Here is a 17,332-nt window from a genome sequence, read left to right on the forward strand (position 1 = left end):
GGAGGCCCGTGGCGGCGCCGCCACGCGCCTCCAGGCCGTCACCGGGCCGACTCACTGCCGGGCCGTCGGCCGTCCGGAATAGGGTTGCGGCATGCACGGTGAGTACAAGGTCCCCGGAGGCAAGCTGGTCGTCGTCGACCTCGAGGTCGTCGACGGCACGATCCAGCAGTTCCGCCTGGCGGGTGACTTCTTCCTGGAACCCGACGACGCGCTGCCGCTCATCGACGCGGCCGTGAACGGGCTCCCCGCCACCACCGACGCCGCGGGCATCGCCGCAGCGGTGCGGGCGGCCCTGCCGACCGATGCCGTGCTGCTCGGCTTCACGCCCGAGTCCGTCGGCGTCGCGGTGCGCCGTGCGCTGTCGCGGGCCTCGACCTGGCGCGACCACGACTGGCAGATCGTGCACGAGGGGCCGATCAGCCCGAACGAGCACCTCGCGCTCGACCAGGTGCTGACCGAAGAGGTCGGCGCCGGCCGCCGCGGTCCGACGCTGCGCATCTGGGAGTGGGACCAGCCGGCCGTCGTGATCGGCTCGTTCCAGTCGCTGAAGAACGAGGTCGACCCCGCCGGCGCCGAGAAGTACGGCGTGCAGGTGGTCCGACGCATCTCCGGCGGGGGCGCGATGTTCATGGACGCCGGGGCCGTCATCTCGTACTCGCTCTACGTGCCGTCCGACCTGGTGCAGGGCATGACGTTCGCCGACTCGTACGCGTTCCTCGACGAATGGGTGATCGAGGCGCTCAAGTCGCTCGGCATCGAGGCGTACTACCAGCCCCTCAACGACATCACCTCGACCAAGGGCAAGATCGGCGGGGCCGCACAGAAGCGCCTCGGCACCGGTTCGCTGCTGCACCACGCCACCATGAGCTACGACATGGACGGCGAGAAGATGGTGCAGGTGCTGCGCATCGGGCGCGAGAAGATGAGCGACAAGGGCACCACCAGCGCCGCGAAGCGTGTCGACCCGCTGCGCTCGCAGACGGGGCTGTCCCGCGCCGAGATCATCGAGCGGCTGATCGGCACCTTCACCCGGCTCTACGGGGCGACTCCCGGCGCGGTCACCGATGCCGAGCGTGAGAAGGCACAGGAGCTCGTGCGGACGAAGTTCGCGACGAAGGAGTGGCTCGAGCGGGTGCCGTGAGCCTGCGCCCGATCGACGGTGGACGCGGCGGCCGGAGCTGAGGGGGGACGTCCCGGCCGCCGCTGCTGTCGAGTGTGCGCCTCGACCTCATGAACCAGACGTGTGGATGATGAGAATCCCCCGCGCGGCTGATCCGCTCACCGCGCAGCCCACGTAGCGTCGCTGCCGTGAACTGGTTGATCTTCCTGGGGGCGGTGGCCGCCGTGGCCGTCGTGGTGTGGATCGCCGATCGCATGGGGTGGATCGACCTGTCGAACAAGTCCCAGCGGAGCGGCGGATCCGGAGGCATGGGCGGAATGCTGGACGAGGTGTTCGCGCCGACCCGGCACGAGACGCAGGCCGAGTACGAACGGCAGGCGAGCCTGCCGGAACAGGCCCCGTCACCGGCGGATCACGACCACGACCTGCTCAGCGGCAGTGTGCTCATCCGGGTGCCGACGGTGCGGACCGCCGGGCGGCACGAGGCCCGCGCGGGGACGCACGACCGGTCGTACTGAGCGGACGGGCGTCGCGCCCGTCTGTGCGTCGCTCGCGTCAGCGGGTCGTGAGCTCCTGGTAGTCCGGGTGCCGCTCGATCCACGCGTGCACGTAGCTGCACTGCGCGACGACCCGGCGCGACGAACTCGCGCGAACGTCGTCGAGGGCGTGCTGCACCAGGATCGACGCGTGCCCACCACCGCGGTGCTCGGGATCGACCTCGGTGTGCACGAAGCGGATCTCGTCGCCGTCGATCTCGTACGCAGCGAGACCGATGACCTCGCCGTCCTCGATCAGGGAGTACTGCTGCTTGTCGGTGTCGTTGCGGACCTCGGGTGCTGCTGCCATGCACTCGACCGTACGCCGGGGGCTGGGCGTGCGGTGCGTGTCTGCTCGGTGCGGTGCGGTGCGGTGCGGTGCGCGTCGAGCGTGTCCGCGCGGTGCGCGACAATGGGTCCGTGCGCAGGGGAGACGACCGAGGCCCGGACCGCGTCGTCCTCGGCGACGCCCTCGACGTGGTCCCCGCGTACCCGGAGGGCTCCTTCACGCTGGTGTACCTGGACCCGCCGTTCAACACCGGCCGGTACCAGCGTCGGCACGCGACCTCCGCCGTACCGAAGGCCGACGGCCCCGTGATGGGGTTCCACGGCCGGACCTACGAACGGGTGCGCGGCGACCTGATGCGCTTCGACGACCGATTCGAGGACTACTGGTCGTTCCTCGAACCCCGACTCATCGAGGCCTGGCGGCTGCTCGCCGCCGACGGCACGCTGTACCTGCACCTCGACTACCGCGAGTCGCACTACGCGAAGGTGCTGCTCGACGCGCTGTTCGGCCGCGAGTCGTTCCTGAACGAGATCGTCTGGGCCTACGACTTCGGTGCCAAGTCCAAGACGCGCTGGCCCACCAAGCACGACACGATCCTGGTCTACGTGAAGGACCCGTCGCGGTACTGGTTCGACTCCGAGGCCGTCGACCGCGAGCCGTACATGGCGCCGGGGCTCGTCACCCCCGAGAAGCGCGAGCGCGGCAAGCTGCCCACCGACGTCTGGTGGCACACGATCGTCTCGCCGACGGGCCGCGAGAAGACCGGCTACCCGACGCAGAAGCCCGAGGGCGTGCTGCGGCGGATCGTGCAGGCGTCGTCACGCGAGGGGGACTGGGTCCTCGACTTCTTCGCGGGCAGCGGGACCACGGGTGCCGTGGCACAAGCGTTGGGCCGACGGTACGTGCTGGTGGACGACAACCCTGCGGCGATCGACGTGATGCGGAAGCGGTTGCCGGGGGCGTCGTTCGAGGTGGCGGCAGCCGGGGCGGGGTCGGCATCGGGGGACGCGGCGCCGGCCGTCTGAGGCACGGTGTCGGCGGTGGCCGGTGCGCGGTGCGCGTGGTACACACGGGTGCATCGAGCGACAATGCGCGAGTCGTTCGACGCCCGTTCTGTCGGATGTTGCCCACGCACACGATGCGGGTGCGTGCTTCGACGATCCGCGAGTCGTTCGACGCGTGGATCGTCGGAACATGCCCACGCACCGAGCGAGCGTCCGCGCCGGCTACTCGACCGAGTGCCGCCCGTGCCCGTGCCCGTGCCCGTGCGCGTCGTCAGCGTCCGGCCGGGAGGCCCGGCTCGCCTCCGCCGCATCAGCGCTGGCACCATGGGCGTCCGGCTCCACGACCGCAGCCGCATGGGCGGCCCTGGTCCGGATCGCACCAGTCGTCGTCGGGGGTTCGTCGACCGGCGCAGCCGCCGAGTGCGCACCGTGCGTCGTGGCGTTCGGCAGCGGAGCGCGGGTGTCGTCGACCCCGCTCGGCAGCACCGAGACGTCCGACGCTCCGGCGGCCCGGGCGGACCGAGGCTGCACGTCCGGCGAGGTCGGCACGTCGGGCGAACGCGGCACGTCGGCGGAGGACGACCCCGACGGCACCGGACCAGCCCCGGGTGCCGCGGCGCCAGCGGCTGCGGCGGCACTCCCGTCCGACTCCGCACCGGCAGCGGTCCGCGCGGCGTCCGCCTGCTCCTGCAGCGCCGACGTCTTGCGCAGCGGCGGCACCCGGAAGAACCAGGTCAGCACGAACGCGAGCAGGATCACCGCGAGGCCGACGTAGTACACGCGGACGGCCGAGTCGCTGAACCCGACCAGGAACGGACGGCTGAGCCGGGGGTCCGCCCCGTTCAGGAACGACGTGTCGCTCGTCGCCGAGTCGGTGGACGAGCTCGCGGCCGAGTCGCCGCTCTTGAGCTGCTTGATGAGCGTCGGCGCGACCTGGTCGACGACGTTCTGCCGCTGCGCCTCGTCCGAGTAGTCGATCTGCAGCTTCCCGTCGACGACCGAGGCGTTCGCCTTCGAGGCCGCGGTCTCGAGCGCCTGCTGCTCGGCCGCGGGCTTCGCGTCGTCGACCTGCTGGGCGATGATCGTGTCCGCTGCGGCGGCGGGGACCGTGCCCGCGGCGACCTGCCGCTGCACGGCTGCCGTCACCTGCTTGGTCACGGCAGCATCCGCGGCCTGCTTCGCCTGCGCGGTGCCCTGGTCGAGACCGTCCTGCACGTTCTGCTGCACCGGGTCGACGATCTTCGTCCAGATCTCGTCCATCACGCCCTGGTTCTTCGACGCGTTCGCGACCGACGGGGTCATCGCGGCGTTCAGCGCGCTCTTCAGGTCGGACTCGTTCTGCATGGCGGCGCTGATGTTCGTCGGCATCAGGGTGAACAGCACGGAGAGCAGGACGGCGGTGCCCATCGTGCCGCCGATCTGCCGGAAGAACGTCGCGGCGCTCGTGGCGACACCGATGTCCCGCGGCGAGACCGAGTTCTGCGCGGCCAGGGTCAGCGTCTGCATGAGCTGCCCGAGTCCGAGCCCGATGCCGAACATGCCGAGCATCAGGAACCACAGGGGCCGGTCGGCGGTCAGGAACGTCAGGACCGTGAAGCCGACGGCCGTGAACGCCGTGCCGGTGATCGGGAAGGCCTGGTAGTTGCCGGTGCGGGAGATGATCTGGCCGGAGGCGATCGACGAGATCATCAGACCGAGCACCATGGGCAGCATGGCGAACCCGGACTCGGTCGGGGTCACGCCCTTGACGATCTGCAGGTACAGCGGGATCGTCAGCATCGCGCCGAACATGCCGAAGCCGACGAGCACGGACAGGATCGCGGACATCGAGAACACCCGCGATCCGAAGAGCTTCATCGGCAGGATCGCGTCGTCGCCCATGGCCCGCTCGACGATGATGAACGCGATCAGGCCGAGGGCGCCGATGGCGTAGCAGGCGAAGGCGGCGGGGGAGTCCCAGCCCCACTCGCGGCCCTGCTCGGCGATGAGCAGCAGCGGCACGAGCGTGACGATGACGAGCGTCGCGCCCCACCAGTCGATGCGGGGCTTGCCGCGGTCGCCGAACTTCGGCAGGTGCAGGAACGTCAGCACCATGAACAGGGCGATGATGCCGATCGGCACGTTGATCAGGAACACCCAGCGCCAGCCGGCGATGAACAGCAGCTGGTCCGCGCCGGCGAAGACGCCGCCGACGAGCGGCCCGATGACGGACGAGATGCCGAAGACCGCCAGGAAGTAGCCCTGGTACTTCGCCCGCTCGCGAGGGGCGAGCATGTCGCCCATGATCGCCAGCGGCAGGGACATCAGACCACCGGCACCCAGGCCCTGCAAGGCGCGGAAGCCGGCGAGCATGAGCATCGAGTCGGAGAACGACGCCGCGAACGAGCCGACGATGAAGATGCCGATCGCGGTGATGAAGAGCGGCCGGCGACCGAAGATGTCGGAGAGCTTGCCGTAGATCGGGGTGGTCACCGTCGACGCGATGAGGTACCCGGTGGTGACCCAGGCCTGCTGGTCGAGTCCGTGCAGGTCGTCACCGATGGTGCGGATCGCGGTGCCGACGATCGTCTGGTCGAGGGCACCGAGGAACATGCCGGCCATCAGGCCGTAGATCACCAACAGGATCTGTCGGTGGTTCATCACGACGTTGGACGCCGTGGTGGGGGCCGCGGGTGCGGTCGCCGTCTGGGTCATGAGCAGGGTCTCCCGGGTACCGATGCGCTGGCAGAACGATTTTTGCGCTGCCTGCAAAGTTACAACTGCCGCAAGTGCTCGGTCGCGCCGAGACCGCTTCCTGAGTGGATCGGCAGTCACGGTACGCCCGGTTCACCCCGGCGGCACACGGCCTGGAGGCCCGGCTCGGTTCCGTCGACGGGCTGCGGTGTCCGAGACCCGCAGCCCGTCCGACGAGGGCGCTACGCGCCCAGTGCTGCGTCGACGATCTCCTTGGCCTCGCGCTGCACCTGCTCGAGGTGCTCCTGCCCGACGAAGCTCTCCGCGTAGATCTTGTAGACGTCCTCGGTGCCCGACGGGCGCGCGGCGAACCACGCCTTGTCGGTGACGACCTTCACGCCGCCGACGGCTGCGTCGTTGCCCGGGGCCTTCGACAGCTTCGCGGTGATCGGGTCACCGGCCAGGGTGTCCGCGGTGATGGCGTCGCCGTCGAGCTTGCCGAGGCGCGCCTTCTGCTCCTTCGAGGCCGCGGCGTCGACGCGCTGGTAGACCGGGGCGCCGAAGCGCTCGGTCAGCTCGGCGTAGAGCTGGGACGGGGTCTTGCCCGTGACGGCGACGATCTCGGACGCCAGGAGCGCCAGGATGATGCCGTCCTTGTCGGTGGTCCACGCGGTGCCGTCGGTGCGCAGGAACGACGCACCCGCGGATTCCTCGCCGCCGAAGGCCACGGAGCCGTCGATCAGGCCGGGGACGAACCACTTGAAGCCGACCGGGACCTCCCACAGGCGACGGCCCAGGGACTCGGCGACGCGGTCGATGATGCTCGACGACACCAGGGTCTTGCCGATCGCGGCGTCGTCGCGCCACTCGGGTCGGTGCGCGTAGAGGTACTCGATCGCGACCGCGAGGTAGTGGTTCGGGTTCATCAGCCCGCCGTCGGGCGTGACGATGCCGTGCCGGTCGGAGTCGGCGTCGTTGCCGGTCAGGACGTCGAAGTCGTCCTTGCGCGCGAGCACCGAGGCCATCGCCGAGGGGCTCGACGGGTCCATCCGGATCTTGCCGTCCCAGTCGAGCGTCATGAACGCCCACGTGGGGTCGACCTCGGGGTTCACGACGGTCAGGTCGAGGCCGTAGTGGTCGCGGATGGCGTTCCAGTACGGCAGCGAGGCGCCACCGAGCGGGTCGGCGCCGATCTTCACGCCGGCACGCTTGATCGCCGCGATGTCGATGATGTTCTCGAGGTCGGCGACGTACGTGTTCAGGAAGTCGTAGCGCTCGGGCTCGGCATCCTCGGTGCGCTGCACCTCGGCGTTGCCGCCCTCGATGATCGCGTTCGCCCGGTTCGCGATCCAGCTCGTGGCGTCGCTGTCGGCGGGACCACCGTGCGGCGGGTTGTACTTGAAGCCACCGTCGCGGGGCGGGTTGTGGCTCGGCGTGATGACGATGCCGTCGGCGGTGTCCGGGTTGCCGGCACGGTTGTAGCGGATGATCGCGTGGCTCAGCGCCGGCGTCGGCACGAAGCCGTCCGCGCTGTCGGCGAGCACGCGCACGCCGTTGGCGGCGAGGACCTGCAGTGCAGTCTGCTCGGCGGGGGCGGAGAGCGCGTGGGTGTCGCGGCCGATGAAGAGCGGCCCGTCGGTGCCCTGGTCGCGGCGGTACTCCACGATCGCCTGGGTGATGGCGGCGATGTGGGTGTCGTTGAAAGCGGTGTCGAGCGACGACCCGCGGTGTCCGGACGTGCCGAACACGACCTTCTGCTCGGGGACCGAGACGTCGGGGACTCGGTCGTGGTACGCGGCGAGGAGCTCGTCGAGGTCGACGAGGTCGTCTGCGGTCGCTGGGGTGCCGGCACGGTCGTTCATGCGTCCATCCTGGCACCGAGTTGCCGAACTGGTCCGAACCTGACTTAGAATCAGGTCCGGAGGGACTTTGATGTTTGATGGTGAAGCGCAACCCGGCTGGTTCGACTGGCTTGGTATCGCTCTCGCGGTGATCGGCTTCGGCATCGGTTGGTGGCAGCTTCATAAAACGACCGACGCGGCTGAGGTTGCTACGACTGCCCTTGCAAAGGCTCGCAAGAAGCTAGTTTTTGATCAACTCGCTGCCGTTCAGGGCCAAGTAAGCTCGGTGATCGCCGATCTAGACTTTGCGATCGATTCGAACGACCGAGAAGTTGCTCACCGCGCTCTCCTTCGGTTCAGCTATGCAGCTTCGGAGATACGAGCTCTTTTGGCGGCGGTCGATGAGGAATTTGGCGACTACTTCGACCTGACCGAGCGTTTCGCTAGTTCAAGCGGGACGGCGCTCGATGTTAAGGCGAACATCGTTGGGCGGCCAAGCCCAGATATTGCTCGCCTGGCTAAGGCCGTGACCAAAGAGATTAGATCGGTGTCGGTTTCTTTAGACAACGAGATTGCCAAGGGTCGATATGAATTAGGAGATAGTGCAAATGTTTGATGAACGCGAGTGGTCGCAAATCGTCGACCGCCTTATCAGACTAACTCGCCAGCAGTCGGTTGCGTGGAAGACGGTACAAACGGAGGACGGATCGCGTGAGTGGGTCGAAACGCGCGCTGGAGATCTGGAGTTTTTGGTCGGGTCTGTCGATGAGGACCGAAGGCCGCCATTTTACCTGGCGGTTTGGGATGTTGAAGCAACTCGTTACTTGGCTCGCGTAGAATCAGAGCCTTGGCCCGACGACGTGGGGTCAGACGCCTCACTCAGTGCTGCTCAAAAGTTGATCGAGCTCCGTGCATTGGCCTATCGATCCGCGCAGGGCTCTCCGCAGTTACTCGCCCGAATCATGGAGAACCTCAACGAGGTCGAGCGGGACCAGGATCTGTTCTGACAGCTCGGGGGAAGTGGCTTGCGCCGCGTGTTTCCCGGCGAAGCGGCTAGCGCCTAGGGGGAAGTGCACGAGCGGCCGCCCGGCCCGGGTCGAGGGGGGACACCCGGGAGGACGACCGCTCGCGGTCTGGGGGAGGCCGGAGCCTCAGGCGGTGCGGAACGAACCCGTCGCGGTGCGGAACGAGCCGGTGACCGTGCGGGTCGACGCGGTGACCGTACCGGGACGCGACCGCTGCGTGTCCACGAAGCGGCCGAGGCGCCCGGCGACCGGCACGCCCGTGTAGGTGCCCGACGGCTCGGTGGTGCTGCGGCCGGTGTACGACCCGCGCACGTCACGCCCGTCGATGCCGGACACGAAGCTGCCGCCGAACGGGAAGGTGCTGTTCGTCATGGGGTCTCCTCGGTGGTGACGCCGTCGGGACCGTCGGACCGACGACCCTGGCGACGTCGGCTGTGACCCGAGCCTACGACACAGTCTTGCATCATGCAAAAGAACTGCACGAACGTGCACGGTCAGGCCAGCAGCTCGCAGAAGTTCCGTCCCTCGGTCGTCCAGCTCTGCCGTGCGACCAGCCCGGCGTCGGCCGCGTGCCGGTGCAGCGCGTCGAGCCCGACCTCGGCCCACGGGAACTCGGCGCTCTCGTTGCCGTCCGCGTCGACCACGCGGGCCGTGTAGACCCGGTCGGCGTCGACGTCGGGGTTCGTCTCGACGACGACGCGACCACCGACCCGCACGATCTCACGGCAGCGGACGAGCAGTGCGGTGGGGTCGCCGCCGATGCCGATGTTCCCGTCGATCACCAGCGCGGTGTCCCAGTGGCCCTCGTCCGGGACCGCGTCGAACACCGATCCCTGCATGGCGGTGCCGCCGGAGCGCTGCGCGATCGCGACGGCCTCGGCCGAGACGTCGACGCCGAGCGCCGGGATGCCACGAGCCTGCGCGGCGACGAGCATCCGCCCGGGGCCGCAGCCGATGTCGATGACCCCGCCGTCGACGTCGTCCAGGAGCGAGCGGTCGACCCGGTCGGCCGCGGCGCTCCAGCGACCGACGTCCATCGTCGTGACCTCGCCGGGACGCGACGGGTCGGTGAGGCGCAGGCGGCCGTCGGTACGGAGGGCCCTGGCGTAGGGCTCGCCGCCACCGGCGCCGAACGAGACGGGTGCGTGCATGGTCATCGGGTGCTCCCCACGGTCTCGGCACGGAGTGCCCGGCTGAACTCGGAGTCGGGCACCAGTTCGGCGACCCGTTCGGCGTCGGCGACGGTGTCCACGTCGAGCAGCTCGCCCAGGATCCCCACGTCGAGACCGGCGTCGGTCAGGCGGGCGAGCTGGACGGCGCCGGTGTCCTCGCGGGACATCGGGACGCCGCGGAGCAGGTCGCCGGAGGGCTCCCGCAGGTACAGCGACCAGAAGCCGCCGTCCTCGGCCGGTCCGAACCAGCCGTCGCGCTCGGGGGCGTCGAACACCGGGGCGAGCTCGGCGGCGGACGCCTGCGGAGTGTCCATGCCGACCAGGAGCAGCGGGCCGTCGACCGCGTCGAACAGGAACCCGAGGCGCTCGTCCAGGCCGCCGCCAGGCTGGTGCAGGACCTCGAAGCCCTCGGCGCCGGCTGGCACGACGGTGCCGTCGAAGAACAGGACCCGACGCGCCGCGGGCAGGGCCTGCACGGTGGCGAGGGTGTCGGCGAGGCTGCCGGCGGCGACGCGGGCCGCGCCCTCGGGGGAGAGCGCCGGTGTCAGGCGGGTCTTCACCTTGCCGGGCAGGCACTCCTTCGCGACGACGGCCACGGTGACGGGCGTGCTGGTGGGGGTCTCGGTGGTCACGAGCGCGCCTCCTCGGCGACGGTGCCGGATGCGGCGACGGGGGCGGATGCGGCGCCGGCGAACGGGGCGGAAGCGGACGCAGCGGGACCGGCCACGGGGGTGGAGCCGGCCACGGTGCGGACGGGGGCCGGCGCGACGACGCGGGTCCGCGCCTCCCGGCGGTACGCACGGAGCAGACGGGACATGTCCCGCACCGCGTTGATCGTGCCGCGGAGCGTGCCCGTGACCTTGCTGTCGCCGATGCGCTGTGCGTACCCGATGTCGGACTCGTCGACGCGCCATCCGGCGGCGTGGGCGGCCAGGACCATCTCGAGCGGGTAGCCGCTGCGGCGGTCGCGCAGGTCGAGGGAGACGAGGTCCTCGCGGCGCATCACGCGCATCGGGCCGAGGTCGCGCAGGCGGTAGCCGGTCGCGCGGTGCATGAGGACGGCGAGGACGCGGTTCGCGAAGCGCGCGTGCGGGGCCCACGCACCGCGGCCGGTCGGGACGCGACGGCCGAGTGCCAGGTCCACGCGGCCACTGGCCACGCGGTCGACCAGGGGCGGGAGCTCGGCGGGGTCCATCGAGGCGTCGGCGTCGCAGAACGCGACGAAGTCGGCGGTCGCCGCGGCGACCCCGGCGGCACAGGCCGACCCGAACCCCTTGACGGGTTCCGTCACCACCAGGGCACCGTGGGCGCGGGCGACGTCGGCCGATCCGTCGGTCGACCCGTTGTCGACGACGATCGCCCGGTAGCCCGTGGGGAGGCGCGCGATGACCTTCGGCAGGGCATCCGCCTCGTCGAGGCACGGCAGGATCACGTCGACAGTCATGTCCGTCATTCGGTGCGGTCGGTCGGATCGACGGGTCTGTCCTGGCATGCACTCGACACAACACGACGACGCGCTGCGGGGTACAGGAAACTGCCGGGTCCTGGTCGTTCAGCGCGCTCGACGCGCGTCCGGTCCCCAGAACGGGGGACAGGGGCACGCGCGGGTCTCGCGTCCTGGGGGTCCCAGGAGGCCGTCGTGTCGTCGAGACGCCGCCGAGTACGGCGGCGTCTCGCGCACCAGGGGGCGTGGTTCCGACACGACGGCGTCCCGCGGGGACGTGGGGGGCGGGGACTCCGGACGGGAGGCGCGGGGCGGGGCCGTCACGGGCCTCCCGTCCGGTGGCTGGCCGCGTTCTCAGGCACGGCCTGCGGTGCGCCGCTCGCGCACGCGTTCCGGCTAGCGGACGGCGCTGCGGAGCGGAGCCGTCGCGAAGTCGCGCATGCCGGCCTCGAAGTCGACCTCGGCGTGCCAGCCGAGCTCGGCGGCGATGCGTGCCGAACTCGCCGTGACGTGGCGGACGTCGCCCAGACGGTACTCGCCCGTGACGACCGGCTGCGGGCCGTCGGGGCCGGCGATGGCGGCGGCCATGTCGCCGATGGTGTGCACGGTGCCGGAGCCGACGTTGTACGCGCGGAACGTGTCCGACGGCAGGTCGGCGGTCGCCGCGATGGAGGCAGCGTTCGCGCCGGCGACGTCGTCGACGTGCACGAAGTCGCGTCGCTGGGCGCCGTCCTCGAAGACGCGGGGTGCCTCGCCGCGGGCCAGCGCCGAGCGGAACAGGGACGCGACACCGGCGTAGGGGGTGTTCGCCGGCATGCCCGGTCCGTACACGTTGTGGTAGCGGAGGGCGATCGCGCGACCGCCCGTGGCGCGTGCCCAGCTCGAGGCGAGGTGCTCCTGCGCGACCTTCGTCTGCGCGTACACGTTGCGGGGGTCGAGTGCGGCCGACTCGTCGATCAAGCCGGGCAGCAGGGGCTGACCGTCGGAGCCGATCGGGTCGAAGCGGCCGGCGTCGAGGTCCTCGCGGCGGCGAGCCGGCGGACGGGTGGGTTCGCCGGAGGCGGTGGTGTACGCACCCTCGCCGTAGACGACCATCGAGCTGGCGACGACGAGCCGGCCGATGTCGTGCCGGTCCATGCCGGCGAGGACGTGGGCGGTGCCGGCGTCGTTCGACGAGACGTAGTCGGGGGCGTCCTGGAAGTCCACGCCGAGGCCGACCTTGGCGGCCTGGTGGCACACGACGTCGATGCCGTCGAGGGCGGCGTCGAGGGCGACCCGGTCGCGGACGTTGCCGTGCACGAACGCGATGCCCTGCTGCTGGTGGGCGTGGACGACCTCGGCGGGGTCGCCGTGCACGTCGTCGCGCAGCGAGTCGAGGACGCGGACCTCGTGGCCGTCGGCCAGGGCATGGCGGACGATCGCGGAGCCGATGAAGCCCGCGCCGCCGGTGACGAGGAGGCGGCTCATGCGGTGACACCCGCGTTGGCGGTGGCGTCGTCGGTGGCATCGGCGGTGGGCCGGGCCTGCATGATGCGGGCGCTCGCGCTGGTCGGGACGAGTTCGCGCGGGGTGAAGTCAGCGGGGACGGCGGCGACGATCCGGCCGATGGCGCGGACGATGACCTCGTTTGCGCGGGCGAGGCGTTCCATGACGAGGGCGTGGGTGACGACGGCTCCGGCGTCGTCGACGTCGGGACTGCTGGCTGCTGCAGCGGCTGCGGCCTCGTCCTCGGTCGGGGCCAGGCCGGCGTCGGCGTCGGTGACGAACGACAGGTTGACCGTGGCGATGCCGAGTTCGGCGGCGAGCGGGACCTCGGGCGTCATCGTCATGTTGATGGTGTGGCCTCCGGCCTGGCGGAGCCAGACGGACTCGGCGCGCGTCGAGAAGCGGGGGCCCTGGATGACGACGCACGTGCCGGTCGGACGGAACGGCACGTCGAGCCCGGCGACGGCGTCGATCGCCGCGCGGCGGAGCGTCGGGTCGAACGGGTCGGCGAAGGACAGGTGCTGCACGTCGTCCTCGAAGAACGTGTCGGCGCGGCCCCAGGTGCGATCGATGAGCTGGTCGGTCACGACGAAGGTGCCCGGGGCGTAGTCGGGATGCAGGCCGCCGACGGCGCTCGAGGACACGACCGCGCGGACGCCGAGCGAACGGAGCGCCCAGACGTTCGCACGGTGGTTGATGCGGTGTGGGGCGACGGAGTGCTCACGGCCGTGGCGGGTCAGGAACGCGACCCGTCGTCCGGCCATCGTGCCGATGCTGATCGGGCTCGACGTCGGGCCGAACGGGGTCGGGACGTCGAGCTCGTCGGCGGTGCCCTCCTCGAACAGCTGGTAGAGGCCGGAGCCTCCGATGACACCGATCGTCACGGCTTCGTCGTTCTCCACAGGTCCTCCGGTTGGTCGTCGGCGCGGGCTGCGCGCTGGATACGCTACTGACGGCGCCACCGGGCGAACCGGGAGCGGCGCCGCCAACCCCTGTTCGGAGGCACCTGTGCGAACGATCGGTCAGCACCGCGACGACCTGGCGGCGTTGCTCGCGCCGGTGGTGGCGGGCCTCGGAGCGGAAGAACTGTCGCTCGACGAGCTCGTGGGTGCGGGTGCGCGTGTCGGATCCGCGCACCGCGTGCTCGCTGCTCCCGTCGCGTCGCCCGTTCCGCTGCCGCCCTTCGACAACAGCCAGATGGACGGGTTCGCCGTGCGGGTCGCCGAGGCCGGGCAGCAGGTCCGGGTCGTCGGACCGGTGCCGGCCGGCGTGGTGCCCGAACCGCTCGAACCCGGCACCGCCGCGCCGATCATGACCGGTGCGCGGATCCCCACCGGTGCAGACGCGGTGTTCCCCGTCGAGGCGACCGAGCCCGGTGCGTTCCCGGCGGCGCTGGAGCTGCCATGGGTGACGGTGCCCGCCGACCTGACCGCGGGCACCTTCGTGCGGGTCACCGGCAGCGACCTGCCCACCGGCGCCGAGCTCGCTCCGGCCGGTTCCGCCGTCACGCCGGCGCTGCTCGGGGCCCTGGCTGCTGCGGGGGTGACGACCGTTTCGGTGCGCCGACCCCTGCGGGTCCTCGTCGTGTCGACCGGCTCGGAGCTGCAGGGCGCCGACACGGACGCGGCGACCATCGGCGACGCGAACGGCATCGCGCTGCGCGCGGCCCTGGCGCAGGTCGGTGCGGACCCGCGTACGGTCCGGGTGCCCGACGACGTTGCCGCCTTCGACGGCGCGCTCGATGCGGCCGTGGGGGACTGGGCCGACCTCGTGGTGACCACCGGGGGCATCAGTGCGGGGGCATACGAGGTCGTGCGACAGGCACTCGGACCCCGTGGGCTCGCGGTGACGCCGGTCGCGATGCAGCCCGGTGGGCCGCAGGCATTCGGCAGCGTCGTGTTCGGAGACGGTCGCGCCGTACCGGTCGTGTCCTTCCCCGGCAACCCGGTGTCGGCGCTCGTCTCGTTCGAGGTGTTCCTGCGCCCCCTGCTCGCCGCCGCCGTCGGGCTCACGCCGGACCGCCCCACGCAGGTCCTGCCGGCGGCGTCCGCTGCCGGCTCACCCGCCGGCAAGCACCAGATCCGCCGCGGCCGGGTGCAGGACGGCGCCGTGCACTTCGTCGGTGGGCCGAGCTCGCACCTGCTCGTGCACTACGCCGCCGCCACCCACCTGGTGCACGTCCCCGTCGGCGTCGACACCGTCGAACCCGGCGACCCCCTGACCGTCTGGAGCCTCCGATGACCGACCCGTCCGCCTCCGACCAGCTGTCGCACGTCCGCGCGGACGGCAGCGCGCACATGGTCGACGTCTCCGCGAAGGACGTCACCGACCGCTCGGCGACCGCCACCGCCACCGTCGTCAGCCGCCCCGACGTCGTCGCACGCATCCTCGACGGCTCGCTGCCCAAGGGCGAGGTCGTCGGCACCGCCCGCATCGCCGCGATCATGGCGGTGAAGAAGACCTCCGACCTGATCCCGCTGTGTCACCCGCTGCCGATCGCCGGCGTGCAGGTCGACATCACCGGCGCCGACGACCGCGTGCTGATCGAGGTGTCGGTCCGCACGACCTCGCGCACGGGCGTCGAGATGGAAGCCCTGACCGGGGCGAGCGTCGCCGCCCTGACGGTGTACGACATGGTGAAGGCCGTCGACCGAGCGGCCGTGATCACGGACGTCCGCGTGCTCGAGAAGCACGGCGGACGCTCCGGGGACTGGAGCAACCGATGACCGCCGAGCCGACCAGGGGCCGGGCGGCCGTCGTCGTGGTGTCCACGCAGGCCGCCGCCGACGCCGCGCTCGACCGCACCGGACCCGTCATCGCCGACTGGCTGCGCGAGCTGGACTTCACCGTCGCCGAGCCCGTGATCGTCCCCGACGGCGGGGCGATCACCGAGACCGTCACCGCCGCACTGCTGGCCGGGGCCCGGATCGTCATCACGACCGGGGGCACCGGCGTCACCCCGACCGACCGGACGCCCGAGGCCGTCGCGCCCCTCATCGACCTGGAGTTACCCGGTCTCCTCGAAGAGATCCGTCGTCGCGGGCTCGTGGGCGCCGGTCCGACCGCACTGTTGAGCCGCGGCATCGCCGGCATCAGCAGCGGCGGATCCCTGATCGTCACCCTGCCCGGGTCGCGCGGCGGGGTGGCGGACGGGCTGGCCGTGCTCGACGGGCTGGTCGAACACGTGCTCGCGCAGGTGCACGGCGAGGGCCACGCCCGGCGGAGCGCGTCGTGAGCGTCACCGAGGCCGCCGCACGGGTCGTGCTCGCTGACGTCGTCGACCGAGACATCAGCGTCGACGAGGTCGCAGCCGTGGTGGCCACCGAGCAGGACGGCGCCGTGGTGACCTTCGCCGGCGTCGTCCGCGACCACGACGGTGGCAAGGGCGTCACCGCGCTCGACTACGAGCGGCACCCCAGCGCCGGCGAGGTCATCGCCGAGGTCGCCCGGACCATCGCCGAGGACCACCCCGACGTCCGGATCGCCGTGCTGCACCGGGTCGGGGCGCTCGGCATCGGGGACGTCGCGCTCGCCGCAGCGGTGTCGTCGTCGCACCGTGCGCAGGCGTTCGCCGCGTGCGGTGCCCTGGTCGACCGGGTGAAGGAGCGCGTGCCGATCTGGAAGCACCAGCGGTTCACCGACGGGACGGACGAGTGGGTCGCGGCGCTGTGACATCTGCCGAACGGTCCAACGCCGAACTGACAGCGGTGGAACGCCGGTGGACCGAGTCCGAGGACCGCGCTCGCGCCGTCTCGGCGAAGCCCCAGGGTGCGCTCCTGCAGGTCCGTTGGTTCGTCCTGGCGATCGTGCTGGTGTTGGTCGTGCTCGGCGTCGGGGCGATCGTCCTGCCCGCCGGCTCCGACGCGCGCTTCGCACTCTCGGCGGCGGTCGCCGCACTGGGTTTCGGGGCCGGTCTCGGTGAAGCCGTGCAGGTCGGCATCCGCCGGAGACGGAACGGGGTGGCAGCTCGTCCTGCGCCGGTGCTCGCGCCGTTGCAGCAACACGAGCAGCGCGCGGTGACCGCGGCTGCGACCGGGCGGCGCGCTGCCCCCGCCGACCGGCTGGCGATCGTTCGAGCTCGAGCCGTCGAACTCGCCGACGGCACCGGCCTCCAGCTGACCGTGGGGCTCGTCGTCGTTTGGGCGGCGGTTGCGTTCTCCGGGTTCACGTTCTGGCCCGTCTACCTGGCGGGTGGTATCGCCGCCGCGGGGCAGTTCGCCTTGACGGCACGTTCCGTCGTGCTCGCCCGTCGGTACCTCGACGCCCACCCTGTGCACCTTCGCAACCACGACGCTCGTTCGGGGAATGGTGAGACTCCAAGCGGGTCCATAGAATCGCGAACATGAGCGTCTTGCTGCCCGGGATCACCGTCATCCTGTTGGTCTTCGCCCTGATCGACATCCTGACGAAGACGGATGACCAGATCCGCGGCCTGCCGAAGATCGCGTGGGTGATCCTCGTGATCCTGGTCCCCGTCGTCGGCAGCATCGTCTGGTTCGCCATCGGGCACGACTGGGCTCCGGGCGAACGGAACCACGGTCGCTACATCGAGCCCACCCGCCACGAGGACCGCTACGCCACCCTCGGCGAGGCCCGCAGCGCCCACGGCACGAAGCGCGTGACCGGCACCGAGCAGGAGCTCGCCGAGCTCGAGCGCGAGATCGAGTACTGGGAGGCGCAGGCCCGCCTGAAGCGCGCGAAGGAAGCCGCGGGCGAGGGCGACACCGCCCCCGCGAGCTGATC

General features: G+C 71.1%; 20 protein-coding genes. 11 read left to right on the plus strand and 9 right to left on the minus strand.

The genetic code is table 11. The annotated features are described in order from the left end of the window. Nucleotides 1-91: 91 nt before the first annotated feature. A complete protein-coding gene (locus OE229_RS06110; RefSeq protein WP_259580467.1) occupies nucleotides 92-1,141 on the plus strand; it encodes a lipoate--protein ligase family protein in 1,050 nt (349 codons plus the stop codon). A gap of 167 nt (nucleotides 1,142-1,308) precedes the next feature. After that, nucleotides 1,309-1,638: a hypothetical protein gene (locus OE229_RS06115; protein WP_262136965.1), complete on the plus strand. Its 330-nt coding sequence runs from the start codon at nucleotides 1,309-1,311 to the stop codon at nucleotides 1,636-1,638. Between the two features lie 37 nt (nucleotides 1,639-1,675). Here the strand turns inward: OE229_RS06115 and OE229_RS06120 are convergent, their stop codons facing one another. After that, complete coding sequence (locus tag OE229_RS06120) at nucleotides 1,676-1,966, minus strand: GNAT family N-acetyltransferase (protein WP_027465074.1); 291 nt, start codon at nucleotides 1,964-1,966, stop codon at nucleotides 1,676-1,678. 110 nt (nucleotides 1,967-2,076) lie between these two features. On the opposite strand from OE229_RS06120, the gene OE229_RS06125 reads away from it, so the two are divergent. Further along, nucleotides 2,077-2,970, plus strand: coding sequence for a DNA-methyltransferase (locus tag OE229_RS06125; RefSeq protein WP_262136966.1), 894 nt, complete (start codon nucleotides 2,077-2,079; stop codon nucleotides 2,968-2,970). Between the two features lie 201 nt (nucleotides 2,971-3,171). On the opposite strand, the gene OE229_RS06130 is transcribed toward OE229_RS06125, so the two are convergent. Both OE229_RS06130 and pgm read right to left on the minus strand, forming a co-directional pair. Further along, nucleotides 3,172-5,643 carry an MDR family MFS transporter gene (locus OE229_RS06130; RefSeq protein WP_262136967.1) on the minus strand — a complete coding sequence of 824 codons (2,472 nt, stop codon included), beginning with the start codon at nucleotides 5,641-5,643 and terminating at the stop codon, nucleotides 3,172-3,174. A 221-nt stretch (nucleotides 5,644-5,864) separates the two neighbouring features. After that, complete coding sequence (gene pgm, locus OE229_RS06135; RefSeq protein ID WP_209133176.1) at nucleotides 5,865-7,484, minus strand: phosphoglucomutase (alpha-D-glucose-1,6-bisphosphate-dependent); 1,620 nt, start codon at nucleotides 7,482-7,484, stop codon at nucleotides 5,865-5,867. A 70-nt stretch (nucleotides 7,485-7,554) separates the two neighbouring features. Between pgm and OE229_RS06140 the strand changes: the two genes are divergently transcribed. Continuing rightward, nucleotides 7,555-8,079: a hypothetical protein gene (locus tag OE229_RS06140; RefSeq protein WP_262136969.1), complete on the plus strand. Its 525-nt coding sequence runs from the start codon at nucleotides 7,555-7,557 to the stop codon at nucleotides 8,077-8,079. Beyond that, nucleotides 8,072-8,470 (plus strand): hypothetical protein, encoded by a 399-nt coding sequence (locus OE229_RS06145; RefSeq protein WP_262136971.1) that lies wholly within the window; start codon nucleotides 8,072-8,074, stop codon nucleotides 8,468-8,470. The genes OE229_RS06140 and OE229_RS06145 overlap by 8 nt, the downstream gene beginning before the upstream one ends. 144 nt (nucleotides 8,471-8,614) lie before the next feature. Here OE229_RS06145 and OE229_RS06150 read toward each other — a convergent pair whose 3' ends face one another. The 6 genes from OE229_RS06150 to OE229_RS06175 all read right to left on the minus strand — a co-directional run bounded on the left by OE229_RS06150 (nucleotide 8,615) and on the right by OE229_RS06175 (nucleotide 13,491). Further along, nucleotides 8,615-8,860, minus strand: coding sequence for a hypothetical protein (locus tag OE229_RS06150; protein WP_262136973.1), 246 nt, complete (start codon nucleotides 8,858-8,860; stop codon nucleotides 8,615-8,617). Between the two features lie 122 nt (nucleotides 8,861-8,982). Next, on the minus strand, nucleotides 8,983-9,645 hold the full coding sequence (locus tag OE229_RS06155) for a class I SAM-dependent methyltransferase (protein ID WP_262136975.1): 663 nt from the start codon (nucleotides 9,643-9,645) through the stop codon (nucleotides 8,983-8,985). Then, nucleotides 9,642-10,292: a TIGR04282 family arsenosugar biosynthesis glycosyltransferase gene (locus OE229_RS06160; RefSeq protein WP_225559208.1), complete on the minus strand. Its 651-nt coding sequence runs from the start codon at nucleotides 10,290-10,292 to the stop codon at nucleotides 9,642-9,644. Before OE229_RS06160 ends, OE229_RS06155 begins: the two co-directional genes overlap by 4 nt. Then, nucleotides 10,289-11,104 (minus strand): glycosyltransferase family 2 protein, encoded by an 816-nt coding sequence (locus OE229_RS06165; protein WP_315973822.1) that lies wholly within the window; start codon nucleotides 11,102-11,104, stop codon nucleotides 10,289-10,291. Before OE229_RS06165 ends, OE229_RS06160 begins: the two co-directional genes overlap by 4 nt. Before the next feature lie 396 nt (nucleotides 11,105-11,500). Beyond that, nucleotides 11,501-12,571 (minus strand): NAD-dependent epimerase/dehydratase family protein, encoded by a 1,071-nt coding sequence (locus OE229_RS06170; RefSeq protein WP_263345124.1) that lies wholly within the window; start codon nucleotides 12,569-12,571, stop codon nucleotides 11,501-11,503. Further along, nucleotides 12,568-13,491 carry an MTAP family purine nucleoside phosphorylase gene (locus OE229_RS06175; protein WP_262136980.1) on the minus strand — a complete coding sequence of 308 codons (924 nt, stop codon included), beginning with the start codon at nucleotides 13,489-13,491 and terminating at the stop codon, nucleotides 12,568-12,570. The genes OE229_RS06170 and OE229_RS06175 overlap by 4 nt, the downstream gene beginning before the upstream one ends. A gap of 106 nt (nucleotides 13,492-13,597) precedes the next feature. On the opposite strand from OE229_RS06175, the gene OE229_RS06180 reads away from it, so the two are divergent. Genes OE229_RS06180 through OE229_RS06205 form a run of 6 tightly spaced genes read left to right on the plus strand, consistent with a single transcriptional unit; the run spans nucleotide 13,598 to nucleotide 17,330 of the window. Next, complete coding sequence (locus OE229_RS06180; RefSeq protein ID WP_262136981.1) at nucleotides 13,598-14,830, plus strand: molybdopterin molybdotransferase MoeA; 1,233 nt, start codon at nucleotides 13,598-13,600, stop codon at nucleotides 14,828-14,830. After that, complete coding sequence (moaC, locus tag OE229_RS06185; RefSeq protein ID WP_182066168.1) at nucleotides 14,827-15,315, plus strand: cyclic pyranopterin monophosphate synthase MoaC; 489 nt, start codon at nucleotides 14,827-14,829, stop codon at nucleotides 15,313-15,315. The genes OE229_RS06180 and moaC overlap by 4 nt, the downstream gene beginning before the upstream one ends. Then, nucleotides 15,312-15,824: a MogA/MoaB family molybdenum cofactor biosynthesis protein gene (locus OE229_RS06190; protein ID WP_262136983.1), complete on the plus strand. Its 513-nt coding sequence runs from the start codon at nucleotides 15,312-15,314 to the stop codon at nucleotides 15,822-15,824. The genes moaC and OE229_RS06190 overlap by 4 nt, the downstream gene beginning before the upstream one ends. Continuing rightward, nucleotides 15,821-16,261, plus strand: a complete 441-nt coding sequence (locus OE229_RS06195; RefSeq protein WP_259580482.1) for a molybdenum cofactor biosynthesis protein MoaE — start codon at nucleotides 15,821-15,823, stop codon at nucleotides 16,259-16,261. Before OE229_RS06190 ends, OE229_RS06195 begins: the two co-directional genes overlap by 4 nt. After that, nucleotides 16,258-16,935, plus strand: coding sequence for a hypothetical protein (locus OE229_RS06200; RefSeq protein ID WP_262136985.1), 678 nt, complete (start codon nucleotides 16,258-16,260; stop codon nucleotides 16,933-16,935). The genes OE229_RS06195 and OE229_RS06200 overlap by 4 nt, the downstream gene beginning before the upstream one ends. Then, nucleotides 16,932-17,330, plus strand: a complete 399-nt coding sequence (locus tag OE229_RS06205; RefSeq protein ID WP_182066172.1) for a PLDc N-terminal domain-containing protein — start codon at nucleotides 16,932-16,934, stop codon at nucleotides 17,328-17,330. The genes OE229_RS06200 and OE229_RS06205 overlap by 4 nt, the downstream gene beginning before the upstream one ends. Nucleotides 17,331-17,332 lie beyond the last annotated feature (2 nt).

It is taken from the genome of Curtobacterium poinsettiae (assembly GCF_025677645.1).
Lineage (GTDB): Bacteria > Actinomycetota > Actinomycetes > Actinomycetales > Microbacteriaceae > Curtobacterium > Curtobacterium poinsettiae_A.